The following is a 26083-nucleotide window of genomic DNA, read 5'->3' as shown; positions in this document are numbered from 1 at the left end:
GGAAACTTTGTATTGCTTAGGAGAAAAGTGGTTGCTAGTCTGAAAATCCAATCACATCAGACGAGGCAGCGGCGGCGTTCCGGTCGGACAGCAGTGTCACCGGACCACAGCCGTCAGGGGATGGCAGCATGAACATCAGTGTTTTCGATCTGTTCAAGGTCGGCATCGGCCCTTCCAGTTCCCATACGGTCGGCCCCATGCGGGCAGCGCTGACCTTTGCGCGCGCGCTGGAACACCAGGGCGACCTGGACCGTCTGACGCGGCTGGACATCACACTGCACGGCTCGCTCAGCGCCACCGGACGCGGGCACGGTACCGACCGCGCCGTGCTGGCGGGGCTGGCCGGAGAAGCGCCCGACACTGTGGACCCGGCCTGGATGCAGGGCCTGCTGGACCGGGTACGCAGCACGCAGACGCTCGCTGTGCTGAGCAAGCACAACATCACCCTGCACCCGGACCGCGATCTGCATTTTGACGACCACCCCCTGCCGCAGCATCCCAATGCGGTCACCCTGGCCGCCTGGGCCGGCAAGTACTGCCTGCGCAAACAGGTCTTTTTCTCGGTGGGCGGCGGCTTTGTGGTCACCGAGGCGGAACTGGCCGAGGGCACCGAACCACCGGCCACGCCAGTGCCGCACCACTTCGGCAGCGCTGCCGAACTGCTGCATCTGACCCGCGACACCGGCAAGTCGATCAGCCAGTTGATGCTGGACAACGAATGCAGCCAGCGCCCGGAGGCCGAGGTCAGATCCGGCCTGTGTACGCTCTGGCGCGCCATGCGTGACTGTGTGGAAGCCGGACTGAAGGCCGAGGGCACCCTGCCCGGCGGGCTGGACGTGCGGCGTCGGGCCCGCCGCTTCCATGCGGAGCTGCAGAAGGCTGGTCAGGCCAACATGATCTCCACCACTCTGGGCGCGATGGACTGGATCAACCTCTATGCGCTGGCCGTGAACGAGGAGAACGCCGCCGGTGGGCGCATGGTGACGGCACCGACCAATGGCGCTGCAGGCATCATTCCGGCGGTGTTGATGTATTACATGAATTTCAGTGATGCGGTGCAGGAAGAGGATGTGGTGCCCTTCCTGCTTACCGCCGGCGCGGTGGGCGCGCTGTGCAAGCAGAATGCATCGATTTCCGGCGCCGAAGTCGGCTGTCAGGGCGAAGTCGGTTCGGCCTGCGCCATGGCGGCAGCCGGCCTGACCGAGGTGCTGGGCGGCACCCCGGAGCAGGTGGAGAATGCGGCCGAGATAGCGCTGGAACACAATCTGGGCCTGACCTGCGACCCCATCGGCGGGCTGGTACAGGTGCCCTGCATCGAGCGCAATGCCATTGCGGCGGTAAAGGCGATCAACGCCACCCAGATGGCCCTGCGCGGCGACGGTGAGCACTTCGTCTCCCTCGACAAGGTCATTCAGACCATGCGCGATACCGGCCGTGACATGCTGGACAAATACAAGGAAACCTCGCGCGGCGGCCTGGCGGTGAATGTGACCGAATGCTGAGGGGGCTGGTCATTTGAACCTTTCAGGGTTACCGCCTGATGACGGGGTACCCTGACCGCAGACACGCAAAAACTCATATCAGGCCCGTCTCTGGGCGCAGACGGTCTGCACACCCAGCACCCACTCCCGGCGGGGGCACCATCGGTGCCTGGGCCTATAGGCTGTGGCCCTTGGCCACGCATGCGCGAGCAAGGCTCACAGCCGACAACAGTGCCACCTTGTAGGCATGTACCCGAGCTAGGTGGCGAGCAACAGCACAGCGATCAGCGCTTGTAATCCGCCCGCTTGAACGGCAGGGCGCTGACCGTCATCGGCAGGGCCTTGCCACGCACCTCGGCATACACTTCCGTGCCGACTTCGGTGCTGTCGGCCTCCAGATAGCCCATGGCCACCGGCTTGCCGACACTGGGGCCAAAGGTGCCACTGGTTACTGCGCCGATGCGACGGCCCTCGGCATCCTGCAGCACCGAACCCTCTCGAACCGGCGCCCGGCCCTGACCGAGCAGCCCGACCCGGCGCCGGGCCAGCGGCCGTTCACCGCTGAGCTGGGCCAGAATCACGGCGGCACCGGGGAAACCACCGGGACGTTCACCCTCGGCACGCCTGGCCTTGCTGATGGCCCAGTTGAGGCTGGCTTCGATGGGGCTGGTGTGGGTATCGATATCATGGCCATAGAGACAGAGCCCCGCCTCCAGGCGCAGCGAGTCGCGGGCCCCCAGGCCGATGGGCTCGACCTGGTCATGCGCCAGCAGCTTCTCGGCCAGCGCCTCTGCCAGATGTGCCGGACACGAAATCTCGTAGCCATCCTCGCCTGTGTAGCCGCTGCGCGAGATGATGGCCGGTTCACCCAGCAGGTCCAGCGTTACATTGTCCATGAAGCGCAGCGTGCGCACGGCCGGCTGCAGTTCGGCCAGTGCCGCCTCGGCCGCCGGCCCCTGCAGCGCCAGCAATGCTCGATCAGCCATTTCTTCCAGTTTCACACTCACCGGCAGATGCGTCCGCAGATGTGCCATATCGGCGTCCTTGCAGGCCGCATTCACTACCAGATACAGGCCTTCCGGATGACGACTGATCATCAGGTCGTCCAGAATGCCACCGGCCTCGTTGGTGAGCAGACCATAGCGCTGCCGGCCCGCGGCCAGGCCCAGGACATCCACCGGCACCAGGGCTTCCAGCGCCCGGTCGGCATCCGGGCCGGACAGCCAGAACTGCCCCATGTGGGACACATCGAACAGGCCGGCGGCCTGACGGGTGTGCAGATGTTCCTGTTTGACGCCCAGCGCAAACTGCACCGGCATCTGATAGCCGGCGAAGGGCACCATGCGGGCACCCATACGTTCATGCAAGGCAGTCAGGGGAGTGGATTTCAGATCGGTCGCGGACATGCGGGCACCTCAGGGCGAATTCGGTAGCGGCCTCGAAAGCCTGTGTGCCTCATCATGCCGCAAAGAAACAGAAATTTCCAATAGGAAACAAACGCACCGGCCATGGTGCAAATTGCGGCTCAGGCGGTGACCCAGAGTACGGTGGCGTCTTCCGGGCTGGCGGAGACCAGTGCATGGCCCATGGTGCAATCATAGTAGGCCGAATCACCGGCCTGCATTTCTATCGGCTCGTAGAACTCGGTATAGAGCCAGATGGTGCCGGACAGCACATAGAGAAACTCTTCGCCGTCATGGCGCACCCATTCGGCGAACTCCTCGAACCGGCGCGCGCGCACCCGGGTGACGAAGGGCACCATCTTCTTGCGCGTCAGGTTGGTCGCCAGCAGCTCGTGCTCATAGGTTGCCGTCGGATGCGGCTTGCCCTCACCCCGGCGTGTCACGTCGCGGCGGCCACTGGGCTGGGCGCCCGGGCTGGGCTGGCTGAACAGCTGCGGCAGATCAATGCCCAGGCCGTGGACCAGCTTGCTGACCGCAGTAAAGGTCGGCGAGATCTGCTCGTTCTCGATCTTGGACAGGGTGGAGCGGGCCAGGCCGGTGCGCTTGCTGGCTTCTTCCAGCGTCAGGTTCTGGCTCAGCCGCAGGGAACGCACACGCTCCCCCAACTGCAGCGGCTGCAGAGTGGCTTCGCTGGTATCGCTCCGACTGACCTGGAGGCGGCTGTTTTTCTCGTCACGGAGAAACTGGGGTTGATCGGCAATGCTCACGACGTGCCCTGCAGAGTACTGATGGCGCGCCTAGTATGGCACAGCGGCCGATAACAGGAAACGCCACACCGACAGTATCAGGCAACATGGTGGCAAAAGTTTCTTATAGGAAATTTGCGTTGCATTCAAGAAATGGTCTTGCTAGCCTTTTCGCCAATCCGATCGTACGAACCGCCGCGCCGCAGCGCGCCCGACTCACCTTCTGTCCGCAGGAGCTCATTGCATGTCCAGTACGCCGACCGACCTCCGTTATACCCGCAGCCATGAATGGATTCGTCAGCATGATGACGGCACCGTGACTCTGGGCATCACAGATCATGCCCAGGCCGCCCTGGGCGATATCGTGTTCCTGGAACTGCCGGAGCCCGACCAGGCCGTGAGTGCCGGCGGCGAGCTGGCCGTGGTGGAGTCCGTCAAGGCCGCCTCGGACATCTATGCACCCATCGACGGCACCGTGCTGGCAGTCAACGACACCCTCGAGGAAGCCCCGGAAACCGTCAATGAGGACTGCTATGGTGACGGCTGGATGGTGCGCCTGCAGGTGGCCGACCCGGCCCAGTTGCAGACATTGCTCGACGCGGAGGCCTACGCGGCCGCGCTGGGAGACGACTGACCATGACCACTCGAACTACCGAACCCACCCGCTCCAACGCCGCCATCGACCCGACCGAACTGCAGCGCCAGCCGCTGACCGCGCTGGCAGAGCGGCCCTTCAGCGCGCGCCATATCGGCCCCGATGCCGATGACGAACAGCAGATGCTGCAGCGCCTGGGCCTGAATCGAATGGAAGACCTGCTGCAGCAGGCCATACCGGCCAGCATTCGCATGCAGGGTGAACTGGCCGTCGAACCCGGACTGACCGAAGCCGAAGCCCTGGCCAAGCTGCGCACGCTGGCTGAACGCAATGAGATCAGACGCAGTTTTATCGGTCAGGGCTATTACCCCACGGCCGTGCCGCCGGTCATCCAGCGCAATGTGCTGGAGAACCCGGCCTGGTATACCGCCTATACCCCCTATCAGCCGGAGATTTCACAGGGTCGACTGGAAGCCCTGCTGAATTTCCAGCAGATGGTGATGGACCTGACCGGCATGGATCTGGCCAATGCCTCCCTGCTGGACGAAGCCACGGCAGCGGCGGAAGCCATGGCACTGTGCCTGCGCGCCAACCGCAAGAGCAAGAGCCGCGTCTTCTTTGTCGATGCCGATGTACATCCGCAGACGCTGGACGTGCTGCGTACCCGGGCGGACTATTTCGGGGTCGAACTGCGTATCGCCACAGCCGATGACATCGGCGACGAGCCACTGTTCGGAGCCCTGTTCCAGTATCCGGGCTCATCCGGTCAGGTACCCGACCTGGCGCGGCTGATCGACAAGGCGGCCGCCTGCGGCGCCATGACGGCCGTGGCCTCCGACCTGCTGGCCCTGCTGCTGCTGCGTTCTCCGGGCGAACTGGGTGCGGATGTCGTACTCGGCTCGGCGCAGCGCTTCGGCGTACCCATGGGTTACGGCGGCCCGCACGCGGCCTTCTTCGCCACCCGCGAAGCGCACAAGCGCCAGGTGCCGGGGCGCATCATCGGTGTTTCCAGGGACAGCAACGGCCATACAGCACTGCGCATGGCCATGCAGACACGTGAACAGCATATCCGCCGTGAGAAAGCGACCTCCAACATCTGCACGGCGCAGGCGCTGCTGGCCAACATGGCTTCCTTCTATGCCGTCTGGCACGGGCCGGTCGGTCTGCGCCGGCAGGCCGAGCGGGTACACCGGCTGACCGCCATGCTGGCTCTCGGCCTGCAGCAAAACGGCATTCAGGTGCCGGCGACCTTCTTCGACACGCTTTCCTTCCGTGCCGGCGCCGACGTCCGGCAGCGCGCCGACGCCCAGGGTCTCAATCTGCGCCTGATCGATACCGCCGGCGACCAGTGGCACTATGGTGTCAGCCTGGATGAAACCTGCACCGCCGCTGATGTGACCCGCCTGCTGGACGTGGTGCTGGGCACCGGGCACGGCCTGGACGTCACGACGCTTGACGCCGAAGTCTGTCAGGCCGACACCGGACTGCCTGCCGCACTGCGGCGCACCGATGCCGTGCTGACCCATCCGGTGTTCAACCGCTATCACAGCGAGACCGAGCTGCTGCGCTACATCAAGCGGCTGGAAAACCGGGACTACTCGCTGGTGCACGGCATGATTCCGCTCGGCTCCTGCACCATGAAGCTGAATGCCGCCGCCGAGATGATGCCGGTCTCCTGGCCCGAATTCGCCCAGATACATCCGTTTGCCCCGGCCGCGCAGACCGAAGGCTACCGGCAACTGCTGCAGGAACTGGAGGCACAGCTGAAAGCCATCACCGGCTATGATGCCATCTCCATGCAGCCCAACTCCGGCGCCCAGGGTGAGTATGCCGGCCTGCTGGCCATACGCCGCTATCAGGCGGCGCAGGGCGAGTCACAGCGTGATATCTGTCTGATTCCGGCCTCTGCTCATGGCACCAACCCGGCTTCGGCGGCCATGATGGGCCTGCAGGTGGTCATTGTGGACTGTGATGACAACGGCAATGTGAACCTGGCCGATCTGCGCGCCCGCGCCGAACAGGCCGGCGACCGGCTGTCGGCCTGCATGATCACCTACCCCTCGACCCATGGGGTGTTCGAAGCCGACGTCAAGACGCTGTGCGATATCGTGCATGCCCATGGCGGCCAGGTCTACATGGATGGCGCCAATCTGAACGCCCAGGTGGGTCTGGTCCAGCCGGCGGCACTGGGTTCGGATGTCTCACACCTGAACCTGCACAAGACCTTTGCCATTCCGCACGGCGGCGGCGGCCCCGGCATGGGCCCCATCGGGGTGCGGGCGCATCTGGCCCCCTATCTGCCCGGCCATGGCCACACCGATGAAGGCGCTGCCGACGGGGCGGTATCAGCGGCGCCATTTGGTTCTGCCGGCATCCTGCCCATCACCTGGATGTACAACCGCATGCTGGGTCGGGTCGGCCTGCGGCGCAGCACGGAAGTGGCCATTCTGGGCGCCAATGTGATTGCCGAGGGCCTGGCCGACCACTACCCCATCCTGTATCGGGGTGATCAGGACCGAGTGGCGCACGAATGCATCATCGACCTGCGGCCGCTGAAAGCCGAAAGCGGCATCAGCGAAGAGGATGTCGCCAAGCGGCTGATGGACTATGGCTTCCACGCCCCCACCATGTCGTTCCCGGTGCCCGGCACCCTGATGATCGAGCCCACGGAATCCGAGTCACTGGCCGAACTGGACCGTTTCATCGAAGCCATGCGGGCCATCCGGCAGGAAATCGATCAGGTGATCAGGGGCGACTGGCCGGCGGACAACAACCCGCTGGTGCATGCCCCGCACACCCAGAATGATCTGCTGGCGGACTGGGATCGTCCCTACAGTCGGGAAGTGGCCGTATTCCCGGTGCCGTCGCTGCGCGAGGCCAAGTTCTGGCCGGCGGTGAATCGGGTGGACAATGTGTTCGGGGACCGCAACTTCGTCTGCAGTTGCCCCGCCACGGATGAGTGGCGCTGAACAGTGGTCCGTTTGTGCAGCCCTAGTGTATAATAATGTACTAAAGAATAACGACAAACACAGGCGCCACTACCTTGTTTCGCAGCTGTCGAGCTCCGCCCTGTGTGTCGGCGCTCACGACCAAGAGCCTGCCCGCCCTGCTGACAGCCGGTCTGTTGGTGTGGCTGTCTGCTGTCGAAAGCAAGGCCCAGGGCGACGGGCCGGATGCAGAGCCGCTGATCATCGCCCAGGATCACGCCTGGCCACCCTTTGCCTTTACCGACAGTGACGGTGAACCGCAGGGACTGCTGATTGATCTCTGGCACGAGCTGGCAGCCGAGCTGGGACGCCCCGTTGAATTTCAACTTGTGGACTGGCCCGATTCCATCGAGCTGGTACGTTCCGGCTCTGCTGATCTCCATGGCGGCCTGATCGCGTCCCCGGAACGGCGTCGGTTCCTCGACTTCTCCGAGCCCATGATCAACCTCAGCACCTTTCTCTTCGTGCGCTCCGGTGCCGGTATTCTGAGCCTTGAAGATCTGCGCGGCCAGGACATCGGAGTGGTTGCAGGCAGCTATGAACTGGAATACCTGCGGCAGGAACGGCCCCTGCTGAGTTATCGGCAGTATGCCAACAACGACATTCTGATCCGGGCGGCGGTCAGTGGTACTGTCGATGCGTTCGTGGCCGACTACCCGGTCGCCATGTATCTGCTGGACCAGCACGCTGCGCCCTCCGACTTTCACCCCCTGCTGCTGCTTTACAGCCACCCCCTGCGCGCCGGTGTTACTGCGGACAATGCAGCCCTGCTGCAGTCCGTCAACGACGCCCTGAGTGAACTGGACCCTGAAGTACTTCGACGCATCACCCAGCGCTGGATGCGCTCTGAACGCCAGGAAGTAACTCCCCAGTGGTTCTATCCGTTGCTGATCGCCAGTCTGCTGGCGCTGGTGCTGCTCTATGTTTTGATGCTGCGCGGACGCAGCCGACGCCTGCGTCTGGAAGTGGAAACCAGAACCCGGGAACTGGCCACCAGTGAAAGCCTGTTCCGGGCGCTGGCGGACAACTCATCGGCCGGCATCTTCATGATCCGGGGCGAGCAGTTCGAGATCGTCAATCCGGCCATGTCCACCATCACCGGCTATCCGCGCGAAGAGCTGCTGCAGATGTCCTTCCCGCGCCTCATTCACCCGGCCGACCGCTCCATGGTCCGCCGCCGTGCCCGCATGCGCCAAAGCGGTGAATCCGTACCCCATGATTACGACTTCCGCTTTATCACGCGGGAAGGCGATACCCGCTGGATCAGGCTGTCGGTGGATGCCATTCCGGTGGAAGGCGAACTGGTATCCGTGGGCACCTGCATCGACATTACCGAGCACAAGGATGCCAAGCGTGACTTGGAAGCCGAAGGGCGGTTCAGTCGGCTGGTGGCGGACACCTCGGCCCACTTCGCCAATGCCAGCCAGTCCAATATCGATGCCCGTATCGACCGCATGCTGCACACCTTCGGCCAGAACCTGGGAGCCGACCGGGCCTACCTGTTCCGTTACTCCGAAGACGGCCAGTTCCTGCGCAACACTCATGAGTGGTGCGCTCCGGGCGTTGCATCGGCCATGGACAGTCTGCAGAACCTGGCCACCAGTGATATTGCCTGGCTGGATGCCAAACAGCGCCAGATGCTGCAGGAGCAAAGACCCCTGATCATCAACGACACCCGGGCGCTGCCCGCAGAAGCGGCAACAGAACGGGATTTTCTGGAGAATGATGGTGTACGGGCGCTGCTGCTGATTCCCGTGCAGTCTTCCTCCGCCTTCAGCGGTTTCTTCGGGTTCGATTCGCTGCACCCCAGAACCTGGCCCGAGCAGCAGGCGCAACAACTGATGGTGGTAGCCCACCTGCTGGCAGAAGCCATGGGTGCCATCGCCGCCGAGGCTTTCCTTACCAGAGAGTCGCTGACGGACCCGCTGACCGGCCTTTACAACCGACGCTATCTGGATCTGCAACTGAATCACTGGATGAAGAATCCCGCCGGGCAGTCCAGATTGAGCCTGGCCATGATCGACATCGATCGTTTCAAGCCCTTCAACGACACCCATGGCCATCAGGCTGGCGATGAACTGCTGCAGCAACTGGGCCGCCTGATGCAAACGGCCTGTCGCGAGCAGGATGTGGTCATACGTTTCGGGGGCGAAGAGTTCATTCTGTTGCTGCGCGATACGCCACTGACTGACGCCGGTCGCGCCATCAGTCGTCTGCTCGACCGGATCCGCCAGACCGACTTCAGGGTGCAGGGTCAGACGCACCGTATCTCGGTCAGTTGCGGCCTGGCCAGCACGGATGAGCTGGCCGCATCGGACAAGGCACCGGAGCACCTGATCGGCATGGCCGATCAGCGGTTGTATGGAGCCAAGCGGCGCGGCCGTGACTGCCTGGTGGACTCGACGCCGGAACCCAGCCTTTAATTCGGTGCCGATCGCCTCCATTTCAACCCTGACAGCCGATCATTCACCGCACCGGAGACCCTGTCCCGACATGCTGGAACTTCCCTTTGACAATTCCTATGCCCGCCTGCCGGAACGGTTCTACCAGCGGCAGGCACCACAGCCGGTACAGCATCCCGAGCTGATCATTCTGAACCGGGAACTGGCGACGCAACTGGGCCTGCGCGGCTGCATGGACAGTACGGATGCGGATCTGGCCCACGTTTTCGCCGGCAATGAGCTGATCCCCGGGGCCGAGCCTCTGGCTCAGGCCTATGCCGGGCACCAGTTCGGCCAGTTCGTGCCCCAGTTGGGTGATGGCCGGGCACTGCTGCTCGGAGAGGTGGTCGATGCACGCGGTCAGCGCAGGGACATTCAGTTGAAAGGGTCGGGTCGCACGGCCTTTTCACGCGGCGGAGATGGCCGGGCGCCGCTGGGTCCGGTATTGCGCGAGTATCTGGTCAGCGAGGCCATGCATGCGCTCGGCGTACCGACTACCCGGGCCCTGGCGGCCGTCACCAGCGGTGAATCCGTACTGCGGGACCGGGGGCTGCCGGGTGCCGTGCTGACACGGGTGGCGGCCAGCCACATCCGCGTTGGCACCTTTCAGTATTTCGCCGCCCGCGAGGACCGCGCCGCGCTGCGCGAGCTGACCCGCTACACGCTGGACCGGCACGCCGACAGCCCGGTACCGGCGGACCATCCGAGCCCCGGCATGGCCCTGCTGGAGCTGGTGGCAGACCGACAGGCGCGACTGGTCGCCCGGTGGATGGGCCTGGGCTTCATCCACGGTGTCATGAACACCGACAACACAGCGCTGTCAGGCGAGACCATCGATTTCGGTCCCTGTGCCTTTATGGAAAGCTATCGACCGGAGACGGTATTCAGCTCCATTGATCAGGGCGGACGCTATGCCTACCGCAACCAGCCCGCCATTGCGCAGTGGAACCTGGCACGCCTGGCCGAAGCCCTGCTGGTGGCCGACGACGATCCGGAAACCCATCTTGAAGATGCGCGCGAGATTATTGGCCAGTTCACGGCCCGTTATGACATGCACCGGCTGGCCGTGCTGCGCCGCAAGCTGGGGCTGCAGACAGACCGGCCGGAAGATGCTGCCCTGATCGACGACTGGCTGCACTTGATGGCGCAGGCAGAAGCCGACTTCACGCTCAGCTTCCGGCGTCTGGGCAACCTGCTGACGGCATCGGAGGCGCTGCAAGGCATGGACTTCGACGCCACCGCGCTGAAGACCTGGCGTGAGCGCTGGCTGCAGCGACTGGCGGCCGAGGGCACAACAACCGAAACTGCCCGTCAGTGCATCGAGCACACCAGTCCGGCGGTCATCCCGCGCAATCATCTGGTCGAGGCCGCCATCCGTGCCGCCGAAGATCAGCAGGATTTACAGCCTTTTCATGATCTGCTGGCAGAGGTAACCCAGCCCTGGACCACCCGTGCCGAGGACGCGCGCCATGTACAGCCTGCCGCACCCGATGAGCGCGTCTACCAGACCTTCTGCGGCACCTGAAGGGGCGGCGAGGGGCACTGCGGGACGGCCCGGTCTGACATCCAGTTGACGCAGAATGCAGTCTGGCCATGATACAATCAGGGCGCTGCGGGAACTGGCCGACCTGGGGTCGGTCTAACCGCCATGAACCTCACAACCCACCAGTCTGGAGAAGCTGACTGTGCTGAAGCGCCTGTTGCTGGCCACCGCCATTGGGGTGGCCCTGAGTGTTGTCCTTGTGTTCTGGGTTCTGCCGGGCTATCTGCCTGACAGCACCGATGAGCCCGTGCGTGACTTCAGTGCCGTCGGCGGTGATTTCTCTCTGGAGACTCTGGACGGCCCGATCGAGCGCGCCGATTTCGAAGGTCAGGTGGTCATGCTGTTCTTCGGCTTTACGCATTGCCCCGACTACTGCCTGGCCAACCTGGCCACCCAGCGGCAGGTGCTGTCGGCGCTGGAAGAACACGAGCAGGGGCAGGTCAGGGGTCTCTTTGTCAGTGTCGACCCGGAGCGGGACGATCTGACCACACTGGCTGAGTACACCGACTTCTTCCACCCGGATATCATCGGCGCCACCGGCAGCAAATCCGCCATCGACGCAATGACCGAACAGTTCTACGCCACCTACTATTTCGTCGACACACCGGATTCTGAACTGGATTATCTGGTCGAGCACACCACCCGCACCTATCTGCTCGGCAAGGACGGTCAGGTGGTCGATCTGTTCACCCACGACGAACCCTACACCCGCATTCTGAGCCGCATCAGGGAGGTGCTCTAATGGCGCGCTGGGCGATGTTGATTGTGGCAGCCGTGTTGAGCCTCGGTGCACTGGCCACTGAGCCCGGGGTGACCGTGGAAGAGGCCTGGGTCAGAGAGGTACCACCCGGAAGGGATATGTCTGCTGGCTTTCTCATGCTGACCAATCAGACCGATGACACCATTGCGCTGGTGCGGGTGGAAACCGAGGCCGCGCGCTCGGTGGAGCTCCACAGTACCCGGCACGAGGATGGCATGATGTCGATGCAGCGCGTGCTGGCCTACACTCTGGAGCCCCAGAGCACCCATCGTCTGGCCCCCGGGGGCGATCATCTGATGCTGATAGGCCTGCGGGAATCGCCGGCCCGTGGCGACAGCATTGCGCTCACCCTGCATTTTTCCGATGGCAGCAGCCGCCAGATCAGCGCCGAGGTGCGGGCCAACTGACGCGCTGGCAACTCAGCCCGTCTGCAGGCGGCGCATGCTGCCGCTGAGATGGCCAAAGTCTTCCTGCAGTGACTTCAGCCGTGACTCGCTGACCTGAATCAGGCCATCACTCTGATCACTGAGCGCGTGAATCTCGTCAATCTGACGGGCCATATCGGCCGATACCTGAGCCTGCTCATCTGCAGCCACGGCAATCTGCTGGTTGATCTCATTCAGTTCATGAACCAGTCGTCCCAGTTCCTGCACGGTCTGCGCCACCTGCTCGGCTTCCGAACCCGTCACTTCCACGCGGGTCAGACTGCGCTGCATGGCATCGGATGCCATATTGGCACCACTGACCAGTCGCTCCAGAATAGACTGCACACCCTGGGTGGCGCTCTGGGTGCGCTGCGACAGCTGCCGTACCGAGTCGGCCACCACAGCAAAACCACGTCCGTGCTCGCCCGCCCGGGCAGCCTCTATGGCCGCATTCAGGGCCAGCAGGTTGGTCTGTTCGGCAATGCCCCGGATGTCCGACAGGGTATCATCCACTGCCGCACAGTCGGCAGCCAACTGCTTTACAGCCTCCGACGTCTGCACCAGCACAGTGGACAGATCCATGATATGAACATGGGCCGAAGACACGGTCTGCTCTGCCTGCGCCTGCGCTTCCTGTGCGGCATGGGTCAGATCAGCCGCCTTGTGAGTCTGTTGCGCCACTTCCGTGAAGGAGTTGTCCATCTCCCGCATGGCCTGATTGATCTGCCGTATGGCTTCGTGGTTGCGGCTCACCAGTTCACGGGTCTGGCCGGAGTTGTCGATCAGCGTGACCAGGTGCCCATCCGCCAGGTTGTAGCCATTGCGCGCCTGGCCGACAAGACGATCGAGCTGGGTCAGCACCCAGTTGAGCTGACGCAGAATCGGATTGGCTGCCTCTTCGGTACGTGCCCGCAGATCGATGCGCTCATCAGTGCTCACCATATCCAGAGTCAGACGACTGATCTCACGTCCCAGTTGCAGCAGGGGCCGACACAGCACCACGAGCGCCACCAGCAAAGCGGTTTCCACCACCACATAAAACGCGTGGAAAAAGACAATGGCCAGTGAATGCTGGCCCGCAGGAAACAGAAGCACGGGTAATCCGGCGTGCTGAGCAAAGTGCATCACCAGGTGCACCACGGCTGCGGTCAACGCACCCGTGATCAGGGCCTGCCAGTTGAAATAGGCCAGCAACACCGCCAGCAGCACGAAATAGCCGAAATGGGCCTCTATCATGCCGCCCAGCAGATGCACCTGCAGGGATACCATCAACATGAAGATGACGGCCACACCATTGGGAGTCCAGACCGAATGTCGGACCACCAGCGTCAGGAACAGACCGATAACGGCCAGGGCAGAGGCCGGAACCAGGGCAGTCATGACCGTACCGCCGACCCATCCGTAGATAAGGCTCTGCAACCAGAGACCGAGGACGATCAGCGCCATGACCCGATGGATCATCAGGTCATAATGGCGCAACAGGTTCATCAGTCGACCCGGAATCATGTCACACTGCGATTCCTGCACGCGCTCGGCGGTTTTGTTCATGTGTTCTGTGTACTCCGAAAAGAGTATAGGGTGATGGGTATTAACGTGACAGACACTGATTTAGATCAGTGTTCAGTTTGTTTTCGGCCAATTTAATCACAGAACAAGAAATAACCAGACGATTTACACTGCAACGACAGACGGGAGGCGGGCAGTTACCCCCCGGTCCGGTGCCTTCACTGCCGACGAGTCAGGGGGTGACAGCGCGGGCATCAAGTCGGGTCAGGACGATCCGTGTGATCAGGGTGCCGACCAGATAAGCCGCAACTATGGTCAGGATGTCCACATTGGCGAAGCTCAGCGACGTCAGCATGGGGCCCGGGCAATAGCCGGCCAGGCCCCAGCCTACGCCGAAGATCAGCCCGCCAATCACGATGCGCCGGTCAATCTCGGTCTTCTTAGGAAGCTGGAAGAATTCGGCAAACACCGGCCTGGCCCGCTGCAGAATGAACGGGGTGGCAATGGCATTGACCAGCAGCCCGCCGCCCATGACAAAGGCCAGGGACGGGTCCCAGGTGCCGAACACATCCAGAAAGTTGACCACCTTGGCCGGGTCGATCATCTGCGCCACCGAGAGACCGAAGCCGAACAGGATGCCGGCCACCAGAGCTGCCAGCAGACGTGGAAGATGGCTCATGGTTCAGCCTCCGAATACGTGACGAACGATGAAAACAGTCACCAGCGCGCTCAGCATGAAGCTCAGCGTCGCCACCAGTGAGCGCGGACTGCGCCGCGCCAGCCCGCAAATACCATGGCCGCTGGTACAGCCACTGCCGATGGTGGTGCCGATACCCACCAGCAGGCCGCCGATGATCAGTAGCGGCGTGTCCACTACCGCCCGAATATGGTCAACGCCGGCACCCAGGCCGATCCACTGATACAGCAGACCGCCCAGCACCAACCCAACCACGAACACAATGCGCCAGTCCAGGTCACCCCTGACGGGCAGAATGATGCCCCCGGCAATACCGGAGATACCCGCGACACGGCCTTTGGCCCACAGCAGCAGAGCCGCCGACAGACCGATCAGAGCCCCGCCAATGAAGGCGGGGACAGGTGTGAAATTGATGATTTCCATAACTACCTCAGGCTGTCCGAATGTTCAGCGGGATCTTCAGGTAACGCTGCCCATTGCTTTCCTGTGCCGGCAGGTGCCCGGCTTCGATGTTGACCAGAATGCTCTGGTAGATCAGCTTGGGCGCGTCCAGGGTCCTGTCCTTGCCCTCCCGAAACTGCACAAACTCGTCTTCAGTGGTGTCGGCCTGCAACTGGATATTGTTCGCCTTCTCGTTACCAATGGTACTTTCCCAGGCCACTTCCCGACCACCGGGCTGGTAGTCGTGACCGACGAAGACTCGCGTCTCGTCCGGCAGGCTGTAAAGGTTCTCGGTCACGCCCCGATAAAGGACGCGCGCATCGCCGGCCGGGAAATCGCAGCGCCCGGTACCGAAGTCAGGCATGAACAGCGCGTCACCGGTAAACACCGCATCGTCGATCAGATAGGACGAGCAGGCCGGGGTATGCCCCGGTGTCGGCAGTGACTTGATGGTCAGGCTGCCGGCTTGCAGTTCTTCGAAGTCCTCGATCAGATAGTCGAACTGCCGGCCATCGGTGACAAAGGTGTCATCCAGGTTGTAGACGCCCTTGAATACCTGTTGCACTCCGCGAATGCGCTCGCTGATGGCCACCTTCACCCCGGGAAAGTCATCGCGGAACAACTGGCTGGAACTCAGGTGGTCCGCATGGGCGTGGGTTTCCAGCACATAGTGCAGCTTCAGGTCATGGGCGCGGATATAGTCGACCACTGCCTGGTAGGACTCGTCGGAAACCTTGCTGCCGATCGGGTCGTAGTCCAGCACCGGATCGATCACGACGGCGTCGCGGGTCGCGGGATCGGACACTACATAGGTCAGCGTGTTGGTCGCGTCATCATAGAAGGTCTTGATACTGATCTTGCTCATGATTCTTTCTCCTCTCCCCGAGGCGGGAACTGTATGATCATAATATTAGATATTTCTAATATAATCAAGTATGGGCGGCGCTGACGGCATCATGCGTGGTCAGATAAAAGTGATCCTCGCCCAGTCGGCGGGTAAAGCCGCTGCGATCCATGACATCACGCACCGGACCCTTGACGTTGGCGATATAGAGGTCGACACCCCGGGCTCGGTAATCGTCCAGCAGCTCGTGCAGGGCCGTATCGGCCGAGGAGTCGAGCTGATTGATCGAGGAAGCATCCAGCACCACGGCGTGCAGCGGTTCGTTCATGGCCTGCTCGGCAGCACGGATGGTGTCCTTCAGGAAGGTCACATTGCCGTAGTAGAACTGGGCATCGAAGCGGATGGCCAGGATACCGGGCAGGGTTTCAGCCTCGGGCACCCGCTTCAGGTTGCGGTAGACCTCTGTGCCCGGCACCCGGCCCAGAATGGCGTAATGGGGCCGCGTGGTGCGGATCACGAACCACACCATGGAAGCACCCACGGCCACAAAGATGCCGACCTTGACGCCCAGGATCAGGGTGGCAAAGAATGCGATGCCCAGCATGACCAGATCATCCCGCTTGACCTGCCACAGGTGCTTCACCTCATGGGTGTCGATCAGTCCGGCTACCGCCACCATGATCACGGCGGCCAGCGAGGCGGTCGGAATGTAGAAGAACAGCGGCGTGGCTACAAGCAGCGCAATACCGATCAGCACCGCCGTGATGATCGACGCCAGGCCGGTATTGGCACCGGCGGTGCGATTCACCGCCGTCCGGCTGAAGCCGCCGGTCACCGGCATGCCCTTGAAGAAGGCAGCCGCAATGTTGGCCAGGCCCAGACCGACCAGTTCACGGTTCGGGTCCACGTCGTACCGCTTCTCGGCCGCAATCTTCTTGGCCACGGCAATACTTTCCACAAAACCGATAAAGGCGATGGTGACGGCAATCGGCAGCAGATCAAGCATGTCGGCCGTATTGACCGCCGGCGCAGACAGTGCCGGGAAGCCGGCCGGTACGGCCCCGACAATGCTGACGCCAAAGCCTGCAGACAGATCCAGCAGCCAGACCGCCAGCGTGGCGACAACCACCACGATCATGGCGCCCGGCAACAGCGGATTGAGTCGCTTCAGCAGCAGCAGACTGACCACACTGCCGAGCCCGATGGCCAGCGTGACCGGATTGATGTCCGCCCATTGCGTGACTGCAGCCCACGCCAGCAGGGCAATGTTCTCGGTACGCGGCAGAGACAGACCGATCAGGTGCTGCAACTGGCTGAAACCGATGATCAGTGCCGCCGCACTGGTAAAACCGGAAATCACCGGGTGCGACAGGAAGTTGGTCAGAAAACCAAGCCGGAATACCCCCATGCCGAACTGGATCACCCCGACCATCAGCGCCAGCAATATGGCCAGTGCGATGTAGTGGGCCGAACCCACCTCGGCCAGGGCACCCACGCCACTGGCCACCAGCAGCGCCACCATGGCCACCGGCCCTACCGCCAACTGGCGGGACGTACCGAACAGCGCGTAGACCATCAACGGGATCACGGCGGCATAGAGCCCGACATAGGGCGGCAGGCCGGCCAGCATGGCATAGGACATGGCCTGCGGAATCAGCATCATGGCCACCGTGATACCGGCGACCAGATCGCCCTGCAGGTATTCACGCCGGTAGTTGGACATCCACTCCAGAGCAGGCACCCAGCGCCTGATACGATGGATCAGGGAAACGGACATTTCAAAACCTCACAGTGTCAGGTGTTCAACAGGTAACCGGGACGCCAGGGCGGAGAGGGTGCGTTCCGCTGCTGCATCATGGTGTCGCGCAATGCGGCTGGCCGATTCCGGCGTAAAGGCAGTCCAGCCGGCTGCCTGCAGCACTGCCACGAACCGGCGAATCAGTTCATACTTGAGAGGCCGGTGGCAGTAAAACCGGTCCGGTGTATTCGCCAGTGCCGTGCTCTCACCCATGGGACGGGACGTCTGCCCGTCGATCAGAACCACTGCAGATTCCGCATGAGCGCCCGGCAGAAGGTCAAAAATCACGTCTGCATGGCCGGCAAACCAGAGTTTCAGGGTGGCGCGCAGACTTTTCTCGACCAGGCTGATATTGAGGCCATACTCGGCAGGCCGGGTCAGCAACAGATGCACATGACCACAGCCCTGATAATCTGCCTGGCTGGCCAGTTCGATGAAAGAGCGTTGTTGGGACTGGTTGAGGGAAGCCAGCGACGTGTCCGGCGCCAGGCCCATGCGTGCCAGCAGCGCCGCCACCGCTGTGGTGTCAGAGTGCAGGTAAACCGGGCCGACCCGATCAGCAAACAGGGTCAGGGCCCCGGCAATCTGTGCTTCCGACAACGCCTGTCCAGACTGAGCTTCATAGTCATCCAGCACGGCGAGAATAATCCCCAGGCTGCCGCCAGCAGCACTGAAACGGTGACCCGAGGTGCGGCCGTCGACACAGGTACAGGGCACTTGCCGGATGATCTGTTCGGTCGGCCGCCAGGCAAGTGTCTGTGGAGACAAGGGCATGCTGTCGTCTTCCTGATAGCGAGAAAAGGAGTCTTCCCTCAACACCTATCAAACGGCGTGCCAACCCAGAACCTCCTTTTATTTCAACGTCCTGGAGAATCAGGTCGGTCTTGGCGACTCATATTGTTTCAACAATTGTTTTATTTTTGAAACACCAGGGCCTTGCAACTCTCGACCCACCAGCAGTGCTCAGCCCGGATGCGAACCTACTGCAACCCCAGTGTCTTCATGCGCCGCCACAGTGTGGCGCGTGAAATGCCGAGCGCATCGGCAACGACCTGACGCTGCCCGCCGTGCTGCTGCAGCAAGGCCAGAATCTGTTCGCGCTCGGCCTCCTCGACCGGATTCCAGGCCTCGTCCGGCGGTGCTTCGCCGCGCAGCTCCGGCGGCAAATCAATCAGGGCTATGGTCTCGCCTTCGCCAATGGCATGCGCATAGGTCATCACATTGTCCAGCTCACGCACATTGCCCGGCCAGCGATAGGTCAGCAATGCTTCCAGTGCCTCCGGGGCGATGTGCCGCACCTGCCGCTCATTGCTCGCATTGAGCCGCTGCAGATGGTGCCCGAGCAGCATCTCCACATCACCGGGACGCTCCCTGAGTGGCGGTAGATAAAGCGGCACCACTCTGATGCGGTACATCAGGTCTTCGCGAAAGCGACCCTCGGCAACCAGCCGCCGCAGGGATTCGTGTGTCGCCGATACCAGCCGGATATCGGTATGTACCACCTCACTGGAACCCAATGGCGTGAAGCAGCGGTCCTGCAGCACCCGCAACAGCCCGGCCTGGATATCCATCGGCATTTCGGCAATTTCATCGAGAAACAGGGTGCCACCATCGGTCAGCGCCAGCAGGCCGATACGGTCCTGCGTGGCCCCGGTAAAGGCGCCGCGCTTGTGCCCGAACAGCTCCGAAGCCATCAGTTCCCGCGACAGGGCCGCACAGTTAATGGCATGGAAGGGGCCATGCGCTCGCCGCGACTGGTCATGGATATAGCGCGCCACCAGTTCCTTGCCCGAGCCGGTCTGGCCGCGCACCAGAATTGACGCCTCGGTGCGCGCCACACGCTCGGCCTGCGCCATGAACGCATGCATGTTGGGCGCTGTGGTCAGCAGGCGGCCATAGGCTGCAGGCTCGGTTCGGGTCAGCGAGGTCATGATGTCTCCATTCAGGCCGTTGTGCCTGATTCACGCATACCGACACTGCGGCGCTGCAGCCAGACAATGGCTGCCAGCACCACAGCCACCGGCGCCAGCATCAGCAGATTTAGCGAGATCCAGCCCAGCCAGTGGTGCAGGCTGCCGGCCATCAGCGAACCGAACGCCACCAGCGCAAACACGATCATGTCATTGACGCCCTGTACCTTGCCGCGCTCGGTTTCCGAATGCAGCGTGGCCAGCAGCGCGCTGCCGCCTATAAACAGAAAATTCCAGCCCACACCCAGCAGCACCAGCGCCAGCCAGAAATAGGCCAGTGTTGTACCCAGGGTGGCCACCACCACCGCCAGCACCAGCAGACCGGCCCCGACCAGTGCGACCCTGGGCATGCCGAAGCGGCTGATCAGACTGCCGGTGAAGAACGACGGCACAAACATACCCAGCACATGCCATTGCATGATGAAGGCGACCTGGCCCATGTCGAACCCCCGCGCCCGCATGGCCAGCGGCGTGGCCGTCATGACCAGAGCCATGACCCCATAACCCACGGCGGAGCACAGCACGGCCACTATAAAGGCGGGCTGGCGCGCGATCACAGATATGGGGCGGGACAGATCACCCACTGCCGGTTCACCCTGGGGCGGCACCCGCAGAAAGGCCAGCAGGCCCAGAGCGACAACGGCCAGCAGTGCAATCATCAGATAGGGGCCGCCCAGCGGCACGGCCGGCACCAGCTCGGTCAGCAGGCTGGCATTCCACGGCCCCAGAAAAGCGGCCGCCACCCCACCGGCCATCACATAGGAGATGGCCTTGCTGCGAAAACCGGGACTGGACACATCGGCGGCCGCGAAGCGGTAGTACATGGCAAAGCCCTGATACAGCCCCAGCAGCATACTGCCAACACAGAACAGCCAGAACGCACCCGCAGCGATGCCGGCGAAGCTGACCAGACCACCCAGCACACCCCCGAGCACAGCGCCGACAACAAAACCCAGCCGCCGGCCAACCCGTTTCATGAACAGGGAGGCCGGCAGTGTGCTGATCAGGGTGCCCACCATCATCAGGGCAATGGGCAGGGTCGCCAGACCGGGCTCGGGGCTCAGTTGTGCGCCCACCACACCGCTCAGCGTCATGACGGTGATCGACGCAATCATGAACAGCGTCTGGGTGGTGACCAGAATGGCCACATTGATCTTTTCACGTGCGTAGGAAGGGTTCGCAGTGGCGTTTGATCCTTGCATATTGCGACCTCCTTCAGAATGTCAGTACACGGTCGGCTTCGACTGTGGCCTGTGCCAGCGCGTCCATGGTACTGCGTTCTGCGCCCTCCAGCACCTCCGCATCGGTAATGCCGCGCGCATCCAGGCAGGTGCCACACAGCAGCACCCGACCGGACTTGGTCACTCGACGCACCATGCGTTCAGCATTGTAGTAGCCATCCGGTGTCTTCTGACCGGCCTTGGCCCCAAGCACGGCATCCCCCATCAGAAAGACGATGACTTCTGTCTTCTCCCGCAGCAGGGCATGGGCCAGACGCAAACCGTTATAGAGACGCTCGGTGCCGTAGGGCGGGTCATTGATGATGATCAGGGCTTTCATGGCAGGTACCTCCTGTTGTGCTCAGGCGCACAATGATTTAATATTCAACATATTAATTGAATATAAACCATGAGACAACCATGCCCGTCACGACAACATCCCAAGCCACCACCGAACACCAATTGCGCGATGCTCTGGCCGGTGTGGGCAAGGCCATCGGGCATCCGCATCGCCTGCGTCTGCTGGAACTGCTGGCCCAGCGTGCTTACCGCGTCGAGCAACTGGCCGAACTCTGTGACCTGAATATGGCCAGTACTTCGCAGCATCTTCAGCAGTTGCGCCGCGCCGGGCTGATCACGGCGCGGCGTGAAGGCCGGCAGATGATCTACCGGCTGACCGACGACCGCATTGTCGATCTGCTGGGTCTGGTGCGAGACATCGCACAGAGCCAATTGGCCGAGGTCGAACGGCTGCTGGGGCAATTGTTTCCGCAGGATATCGATGAAGCGCCCACCGAAGTCTTCACCCGCGAACGCCTGCTGCAGGGGCTGGAGAATGGCAGTGTCACACTGCTGGATGTTCGGCCCGGTGCAGAATTCGAAGCCGGCCACCTGCCCGGCGCCCGTCATCTGACGCTGGCCGAACTGAAACAACACCTGCACGAACTGCCCGCCGACCGGACCATTGTTGCCTATTGCCGGGGCCCCTACTGTACCCTGTCGCACCAGGCTGTAGCCTATCTGCGCCAGCAAGGGTACAGGGTAGCGCGTCTGGCCGACGGCTTTCCGGAGTGGAAACGGGCAGGGTTGCCGGTCGAAGAGGGCTGACCCCGACATTCATGATCTGGATCACACTGCGGCGGCCAATATTTGCTAGCTTTTTATAGTACGTGCAGCGCACCCCTGCAGCAGGTCAGGCGTCCCTGTCCTACACTGAAGCCGACAGATGTCATCTCACCGCCATGCGGACTAAGGAACGAATTGTATGCAGGATCTGCCAAAGCACCTGTGGCACAACCTCCCCGAAGAAGACGCCCTTGCGGCACTGAAAACCGACCATCATGAAGGCCTGAGCCATGACCAGGTAGAAGAACGCCGCCGGCTGTTCGGCGCGAACAGTATCAGTGCGCAACAGGGCATTCATCCATTCAAGCGCTTCCTGCTGCAGTTCCACAATCCACTGATCTATATCCTGCTGGTTGCCGTCGGGGTGACCTTTCTGCTGGCCGAGTACATCGATTCGGCCGTGATTCTGGCCGTGGTGCTGGCCAATGCGATCATCGGCTTCGTGCAGGAAGCCAAGGCGGAGGAGGCCATCAACTCGCTCAAATCCATGCTGTCGTCCGAAGCGACGGTGATCCGTGACGGTCAGCGCCAGACCGTGCAGGCCACCGAACTGGTACCCGGCGACATTGTGCTGCTGGCCTCCGGCGACAAGGTGCCGGCGGACATGCGGCTGTTCAAGTGCCGCGATCTGCAGGTCGACGAGTCCGCACTGACCGGGGAGTCCGTCGCGGTGCAGAAGGAACGCACACAGTTGGAACAGGATACGGTGCTGGCCGACCGGATCAATATGGCCTTTGCCGGCACCCTGGCCACCTACGGCAGCGGCGCCGGGGTGGTGATCGCCACCGGCGATGACACCGAGACCGGCAAGATTGCCGACATGATCTCCCAGGCCGTCAGTCTGGATACGCCGCTGACGCAGAAGATCAAGGCTTTCAGCCGCATCCTGCTGATCGTCATTCTGGCCCTGGCCGCCATCACCTTCGGGGTCGGTCTGCTGCACGGCCAGACCTGGGTGGACACCTTTATCGCCGCCGTGGCGCTGTCGGTGGCCGCGATTCCGGAAGGCCTGCCCGCCGTGGTCACCATCACCCTGGCCATTGGCGTGCGTCGCATGGCCCTGCGCAACGCCATCATCCGCAAACTGCCGGCAGTCGAGACGCTGGGCTCCACCACCATTATCTGCTCGGACAAGACCGGTACGCTGACCGAGAACCAGATGACGGTGCAGAAAATCATGGCCGGCGGTCGCCTGTACGAGGTGTCCGGCAGCGGCTATCAGCCCGAGGGCGAGCTGCGGACACAGGACGACCACACCCTGCAGCCGGACACCGTGCCGGAACCGCTGCACCAGTGTCTGCTGACCGGTCTGCTGTGCAATGACTCCAGAGTGCTGGAGGCCGAAGGGCAATGGCACGTCGAGGGCGACCCGACCGAGGGTGCACTGATCACTTCGGCGCAGAAAGCCGGGCTCGACCGTAGCGAGCTGGAGCGGAAGCATCAGCGCCTGGATACCATCCCCTTCGAGTCCGACCGGCAGTACATGGCCACACTGCATCGATACACAGACGATGCCCATATCATGCTGATCAAGGGCTCACTGGAGCAGGTGCTGGCGCGCTGCCAGGATGCGCTGGACAGCGCCGGCAAGGCCTCGGCACTGGACAGCGAAACCATCACCAAGACGGCTGATCAGTTTGCCGATCAGGGTCTGCGGGTACTGGCCTTCGCCGCCAGAACTGTGCCTACGGATACCGCGGATCTCAATTCTTTAGAGCAGACAGAAAACGAGCCAGTGCTCACCTTTCTCGGCCTGCAGGCCATGATCGACCCACCGCGCGAGGAAGCCATACAGGCCGTGGCAACCTGTCAGAAAGCCGGTATCGATGTGAAGATGATAACCGGTGATCATGCGCTGACGGCCAGAGCCATTGCCGGTCAGATCGGCATTCGCAACCCCGACCCGGAGGGCGGAGAGCGTCAGGTGCTGACGGGTCGCCAGTTGGAACAGATGACCGATCACGAACTGCTGGATGCCGCCGAGCGCGTGTCGGTATTTGCCCGCGTGGCCCCGGAGCAGAAGCTGAAACTGGTCACCGCCCTGCAGGCGCACCGCCATGTGGTGGCCATGACGGGCGATGGCGTCAATGACGCACCGGCCCTGAAAAAGGCGGACATCGGCGTGGCCATGGGCATTGCCGGCACCGAGGTGTCCAAGGAGGCGGCCGACATGGTGCTGACCGATGACAACTTCGCCACCATCGAAGCGGCAGTCGAGGAGGGGCGCACCGTCTTCGACAATCTGGTCAAGTTCATCACCTGGATTCTGCCCACCAATCTCGGTCAGGGGCTGGTCATCATGGTGGCCATACTGATCAGCGCCACGCTGCCCGTATTGCCGGTGCAGGCCCTGTGGCTGAACATGACGACGGCCGTATTCCTGGGCCTGATGCTGGCCTTTGAGCCGCGCGAGGCCGGCATCATGACGCGCCCGCCGCGATCACCGGACTCCCCCATTCTCAGCGGGGAGATGATCGGGCGCATTGTCTCGGTCAGCACCCTGCTGCTGATCGGGGCCTTCAGCCTGTTCCAGTGGGCCCAGGCTCTGGGCGAGAGCAACGAGGTGGCACGGACCCTGGCCGTGACGCTGTTTGTGGTGGTGCAGAGTGTATTCCTGCTCAATTGCCGCTCGCTCACCGTCAGTCTTTTTCGCACCCCGGCTTTCTCCAACCCATGGATCTGGGGTGGTATTGCGACCATGCTGCTGGTGCAACTGGCCTATATCTACACGCCAGTGATGAACACCCTGTTCCAGAGCGCGCCGCTGACCCCGCTACATTGGGCTATAATGCTGGCATACGGTGCCTTGGTGCTGCTGTTGATCGAAGGCGAAAAAGCCCTGTGGCGGCACCACAAAAACAGAAATGCAGAGTCAGGAAAAGTTGAATGAGAATACTCATTCTGGAAGACGACGAACTGATGGCGGAGCTGCTGCGTACGGTGTGCAGTGCCGTTTTCAGTGGTGCCGACTGCCAGTTGGCCGACAATCTGTCTGCCGCAATGGAGCTCTGGCAACAGGATGCGTTTGATCTGGTGCTGTGTGACTGGTCACTGCCCCAGGCCACTACTGCTGAGCCTTTTCTGCAGCAGGTACGCAAGGCGGACCCCGACCTGCCGCTGGTGCTGATCACCAGTCATGCCCAAAAACACCTGGTAGATACCAGCCGCCGCCTGGGCATCACCCAGTTTATCGTCAAACCGATACAACCGGATGTTCTGGCCGCCCGCCTGCGCGCCCTGTTTCCGAATGTGCAACCGGACAGCCCGGCGCTGCAGAACACCAGCCAGTGGCGCGACTGGCTGAACTACCTGATGACCCACCCCGAACAGATTCCGGGCCTCCACCAACTGGCATCGTCGTCAGATCAGGATGATCAGTTACAGCAACGCTCGGCCAGCGAGCTGGTGCGACTCTGGCGCGCCGATCCGGTGATCAGCACGCATCTGATCCGCACCGCCAATGCCTTGCGGCTGCGCGACTGCGGACTGACCATCGACAATCTGCCCGAAGCCATAGACTGGCTGGGTTGCGACATGGCAGCGGCCCAGGTGCTGGCCCTGCAACTGTTCGACAATACCCGCAAACCACCCTCTCCGGCTCTGCGGGAGGCCCAGGAAGTACTGCAAAAGCGCGTGGAGCAGGTCGCGTCCATGGCCAGCCGCCTGGCCCGCCTGACCAAAAACGACGTCGGCCTGGCCTATACGGCCGGGCTGCTGTCACATCTGGGGGATCTGGCTGTGCTCAGTGCACTGGCGCGCTATGAACACCACTGGGGGCCACTGACACCCCCGGAAGCCGAGACAGCCCTGGCAGAATACGGAGGCGAGTTCGGCAACCGGTTGCGGGTTTCGGCCCGGCTGTCGCATGACCTGCGCCAGTTGATGGGCGCAGTGCACAAACTGGCGCCCGACTCGACACGCACCGAACAGTACCTGATGCGGCTGGCCGGCAGCCTGGTCATGACGCCACGGGCCACTGTCGAGCAGCGGCGCCTGGCCGAACGCGCCGGTTTGTCTGTGGAAATGCTGACTGAAGTAACTGCACACTGAACACACCGATAATACTCCGGCCGTCAACCAGAGTCAGTGTCGATGGCTGAT

Annotated in this window: 21 protein-coding genes; 10 read left to right on the top strand and 11 right to left on the bottom strand. The window is 62.4% G+C overall.

The window, feature by feature from the left end:
* The first annotated feature begins 128 nt into the window (after positions 1-128).
* Positions 129-1502: an L-serine ammonia-lyase gene (locus E4656_RS09855; RefSeq protein WP_135483057.1), complete on the top strand. Its 1374-nt coding sequence runs from the start codon at positions 129-131 to the stop codon at positions 1500-1502.
* Between the two features lie 263 nt (positions 1503-1765).
* Here E4656_RS09855 and gcvT read toward each other — a convergent pair whose 3' ends face one another.
* Together gcvT and E4656_RS09845 are read right to left on the bottom strand one after the other, a co-directional pair.
* Complete coding sequence (gene gcvT, locus E4656_RS09850) at positions 1766-2887, bottom strand: glycine cleavage system aminomethyltransferase GcvT (protein ID WP_135483056.1); 1122 nt, start codon at positions 2885-2887, stop codon at positions 1766-1768.
* Between the two features lie 119 nt (positions 2888-3006).
* Positions 3007-3564, bottom strand: coding sequence for a helix-turn-helix domain-containing protein (locus E4656_RS09845; protein ID WP_240753966.1), 558 nt, complete (start codon positions 3562-3564; stop codon positions 3007-3009).
* A gap of 310 nt (positions 3565-3874) precedes the next feature.
* Between E4656_RS09845 and gcvH the strand changes: the two genes are divergently transcribed.
* The 6 genes from gcvH (at position 3875) to E4656_RS09815 (ending at position 12363) form a co-directional block, all read left to right on the top strand.
* Complete coding sequence (gene gcvH, locus E4656_RS09840; protein WP_135483055.1) at positions 3875-4264, top strand: glycine cleavage system protein GcvH; 390 nt, start codon at positions 3875-3877, stop codon at positions 4262-4264.
* Between the two features lie 2 nt (positions 4265-4266).
* The gene (gcvP, locus tag E4656_RS09835) at positions 4267-7194 is read left to right on the top strand and encodes an aminomethyl-transferring glycine dehydrogenase (protein WP_135483054.1); all 2928 of its coding nucleotides are present in this window, start codon (positions 4267-4269) and stop codon (positions 7192-7194) included.
* A gap of 104 nt (positions 7195-7298) precedes the next feature.
* The gene (locus tag E4656_RS09830) at positions 7299-9635 is read left to right on the top strand and encodes a diguanylate cyclase (protein WP_167856015.1); all 2337 of its coding nucleotides are present in this window, start codon (positions 7299-7301) and stop codon (positions 9633-9635) included.
* Between the two features lie 70 nt (positions 9636-9705).
* Positions 9706-11178 carry a protein adenylyltransferase SelO gene (locus E4656_RS09825; protein ID WP_135483052.1) on the top strand — a complete coding sequence of 491 codons (1473 nt, stop codon included), beginning with the start codon at positions 9706-9708 and terminating at the stop codon, positions 11176-11178.
* 160 nt (positions 11179-11338) lie between these two features.
* Positions 11339-11938: an SCO family protein gene (locus E4656_RS09820; RefSeq protein WP_167856014.1), complete on the top strand. Its 600-nt coding sequence runs from the start codon at positions 11339-11341 to the stop codon at positions 11936-11938.
* Positions 11938-12363 carry a copper chaperone PCu(A)C gene (locus E4656_RS09815; protein WP_135483050.1) on the top strand — a complete coding sequence of 142 codons (426 nt, stop codon included), beginning with the start codon at positions 11938-11940 and terminating at the stop codon, positions 12361-12363. The genes E4656_RS09820 and E4656_RS09815 overlap by 1 nt, the downstream gene beginning before the upstream one ends.
* 12 nt (positions 12364-12375) lie before the next feature.
* On the opposite strand, the gene E4656_RS09810 is transcribed toward E4656_RS09815, so the two are convergent.
* The 9 genes from E4656_RS09810 to E4656_RS09770 form a co-directional block, all read right to left on the bottom strand.
* The gene (locus E4656_RS09810) at positions 12376-13929 is read right to left on the bottom strand and encodes a methyl-accepting chemotaxis protein (RefSeq protein ID WP_135483049.1); all 1554 of its coding nucleotides are present in this window, start codon (positions 13927-13929) and stop codon (positions 12376-12378) included.
* A gap of 190 nt (positions 13930-14119) precedes the next feature.
* Positions 14120-14566 carry a YeeE/YedE family protein gene (locus E4656_RS09805; RefSeq protein ID WP_135483048.1) on the bottom strand — a complete coding sequence of 149 codons (447 nt, stop codon included), beginning with the start codon at positions 14564-14566 and terminating at the stop codon, positions 14120-14122.
* Between the two features lie 3 nt (positions 14567-14569).
* On the bottom strand, positions 14570-15007 hold the full coding sequence (locus E4656_RS09800) for a YeeE/YedE family protein (protein ID WP_135483047.1): 438 nt from the start codon (positions 15005-15007) through the stop codon (positions 14570-14572).
* A 7-nt stretch (positions 15008-15014) separates the two neighbouring features.
* Positions 15015-15890, bottom strand: coding sequence for an MBL fold metallo-hydrolase (locus E4656_RS09795; RefSeq protein ID WP_135483046.1), 876 nt, complete (start codon positions 15888-15890; stop codon positions 15015-15017).
* Between the two features lie 64 nt (positions 15891-15954).
* On the bottom strand, positions 15955-17646 hold the full coding sequence (locus tag E4656_RS09790) for a SulP family inorganic anion transporter (protein ID WP_240753954.1): 1692 nt from the start codon (positions 17644-17646) through the stop codon (positions 15955-15957).
* Positions 17647-17655: 9 nt separating this feature from the next.
* The gene (locus E4656_RS09785; RefSeq protein WP_135483045.1) at positions 17656-18441 is read right to left on the bottom strand and encodes a hypothetical protein; all 786 of its coding nucleotides are present in this window, start codon (positions 18439-18441) and stop codon (positions 17656-17658) included.
* 206 nt (positions 18442-18647) lie between these two features.
* Positions 18648-19598: a sigma-54 interaction domain-containing protein gene (locus tag E4656_RS09780; protein ID WP_135483044.1), complete on the bottom strand. Its 951-nt coding sequence runs from the start codon at positions 19596-19598 to the stop codon at positions 18648-18650.
* Positions 19599-19609: 11 nt separating this feature from the next.
* Positions 19610-20839: an MFS transporter gene (locus tag E4656_RS09775; protein WP_135483043.1), complete on the bottom strand. Its 1230-nt coding sequence runs from the start codon at positions 20837-20839 to the stop codon at positions 19610-19612.
* Between the two features lie 13 nt (positions 20840-20852).
* Positions 20853-21197 carry a DsrE/DsrF/TusD sulfur relay family protein gene (locus tag E4656_RS09770; protein WP_135483042.1) on the bottom strand — a complete coding sequence of 115 codons (345 nt, stop codon included), beginning with the start codon at positions 21195-21197 and terminating at the stop codon, positions 20853-20855.
* 80 nt (positions 21198-21277) lie between these two features.
* Between E4656_RS09770 and E4656_RS09765 the strand changes: the two genes are divergently transcribed.
* The 3 genes from E4656_RS09765 (at position 21278) to E4656_RS09755 (ending at position 26032) form a co-directional block, all read left to right on the top strand.
* Positions 21278-21964 (top strand): ArsR/SmtB family transcription factor, encoded by a 687-nt coding sequence (locus tag E4656_RS09765; protein ID WP_135483041.1) that lies wholly within the window; start codon positions 21278-21280, stop codon positions 21962-21964.
* Positions 21965-22121: 157 nt separating this feature from the next.
* Entirely contained in the window at positions 22122-24872 is a 2751-nt protein-coding gene (locus E4656_RS09760; RefSeq protein ID WP_135483040.1) for a cation-translocating P-type ATPase, read from the top strand.
* Positions 24869-26032, top strand: a complete 1164-nt coding sequence (locus E4656_RS09755; protein ID WP_135483039.1) for a response regulator — start codon at positions 24869-24871, stop codon at positions 26030-26032. The genes E4656_RS09760 and E4656_RS09755 overlap by 4 nt, the downstream gene beginning before the upstream one ends.
* The last annotated feature ends 51 nt before the right edge of the window (positions 26033-26083 follow it).

The sequence above is a fragment of the Natronospirillum operosum genome, assembly GCF_004768465.1.
Classification (GTDB): Bacteria; Pseudomonadota; Gammaproteobacteria; order Pseudomonadales; family Natronospirillaceae; genus Natronospirillum; species Natronospirillum operosum.
This window is presented reverse-complemented; position numbering and strand designations above follow the sequence as displayed.

Excerpts from the sequence above, each read along its gene's own strand:
- E4656_RS09760 (WP_135483040.1), top strand. The coding sequence starts at position 22,122 with ATGCAGGATCTGCCAAAGCACCTGTGGCACAACCTCCCCGAAGAAGAC.
- E4656_RS09815 (WP_135483050.1), top strand. The coding sequence starts at position 11,938 with ATGGCGCGCTGGGCGATGTTGATTGTGGCAGCCGTGTTGAGCCTCGGT.
- E4656_RS09765 (WP_135483041.1), top strand. The coding sequence starts at position 21,278 with ATGCCCGTCACGACAACATCCCAAGCCACCACCGAACACCAATTGCGC.
- E4656_RS09805 (WP_135483048.1), bottom strand. The coding sequence starts at position 14,566 with ATGAGCCATCTTCCACGTCTGCTGGCAGCTCTGGTGGCCGGCATCCTG.
- E4656_RS09790 (WP_240753954.1), bottom strand. The coding sequence starts at position 17,646 with ATGTCCGTTTCCCTGATCCATCGTATCAGGCGCTGGGTGCCTGCTCTG.
- E4656_RS09775 (WP_135483043.1), bottom strand. The coding sequence starts at position 20,839 with ATGCAAGGATCAAACGCCACTGCGAACCCTTCCTACGCACGTGAAAAG.
- gcvH (WP_135483055.1), top strand. The coding sequence starts at position 3,875 with ATGTCCAGTACGCCGACCGACCTCCGTTATACCCGCAGCCATGAATGG.
- E4656_RS09770 (WP_135483042.1), bottom strand. The coding sequence starts at position 21,197 with ATGAAAGCCCTGATCATCATCAATGACCCGCCCTACGGCACCGAGCGT.
- E4656_RS09795 (WP_135483046.1), bottom strand. The coding sequence starts at position 15,890 with ATGAGCAAGATCAGTATCAAGACCTTCTATGATGACGCGACCAACACG.
- E4656_RS09825 (WP_135483052.1), top strand. The coding sequence starts at position 9,706 with ATGCTGGAACTTCCCTTTGACAATTCCTATGCCCGCCTGCCGGAACGG.
- E4656_RS09810 (WP_135483049.1), bottom strand. The coding sequence starts at position 13,929 with ATGAACAAAACCGCCGAGCGCGTGCAGGAATCGCAGTGTGACATGATT.
- E4656_RS09780 (WP_135483044.1), bottom strand. The coding sequence starts at position 19,598 with ATGACCTCGCTGACCCGAACCGAGCCTGCAGCCTATGGCCGCCTGCTG.
- E4656_RS09755 (WP_135483039.1), top strand. The coding sequence starts at position 24,869 with ATGAGAATACTCATTCTGGAAGACGACGAACTGATGGCGGAGCTGCTG.
- E4656_RS09785 (WP_135483045.1), bottom strand. The coding sequence starts at position 18,441 with ATGCCCTTGTCTCCACAGACACTTGCCTGGCGGCCGACCGAACAGATC.
- gcvT (WP_135483056.1), bottom strand. The coding sequence starts at position 2,887 with ATGTCCGCGACCGATCTGAAATCCACTCCCCTGACTGCCTTGCATGAA.
- E4656_RS09800 (WP_135483047.1), bottom strand. The coding sequence starts at position 15,007 with ATGGAAATCATCAATTTCACACCTGTCCCCGCCTTCATTGGCGGGGCT.
- E4656_RS09855 (WP_135483057.1), top strand. The coding sequence starts at position 129 with ATGAACATCAGTGTTTTCGATCTGTTCAAGGTCGGCATCGGCCCTTCC.
- gcvP (WP_135483054.1), top strand. The coding sequence starts at position 4,267 with ATGACCACTCGAACTACCGAACCCACCCGCTCCAACGCCGCCATCGAC.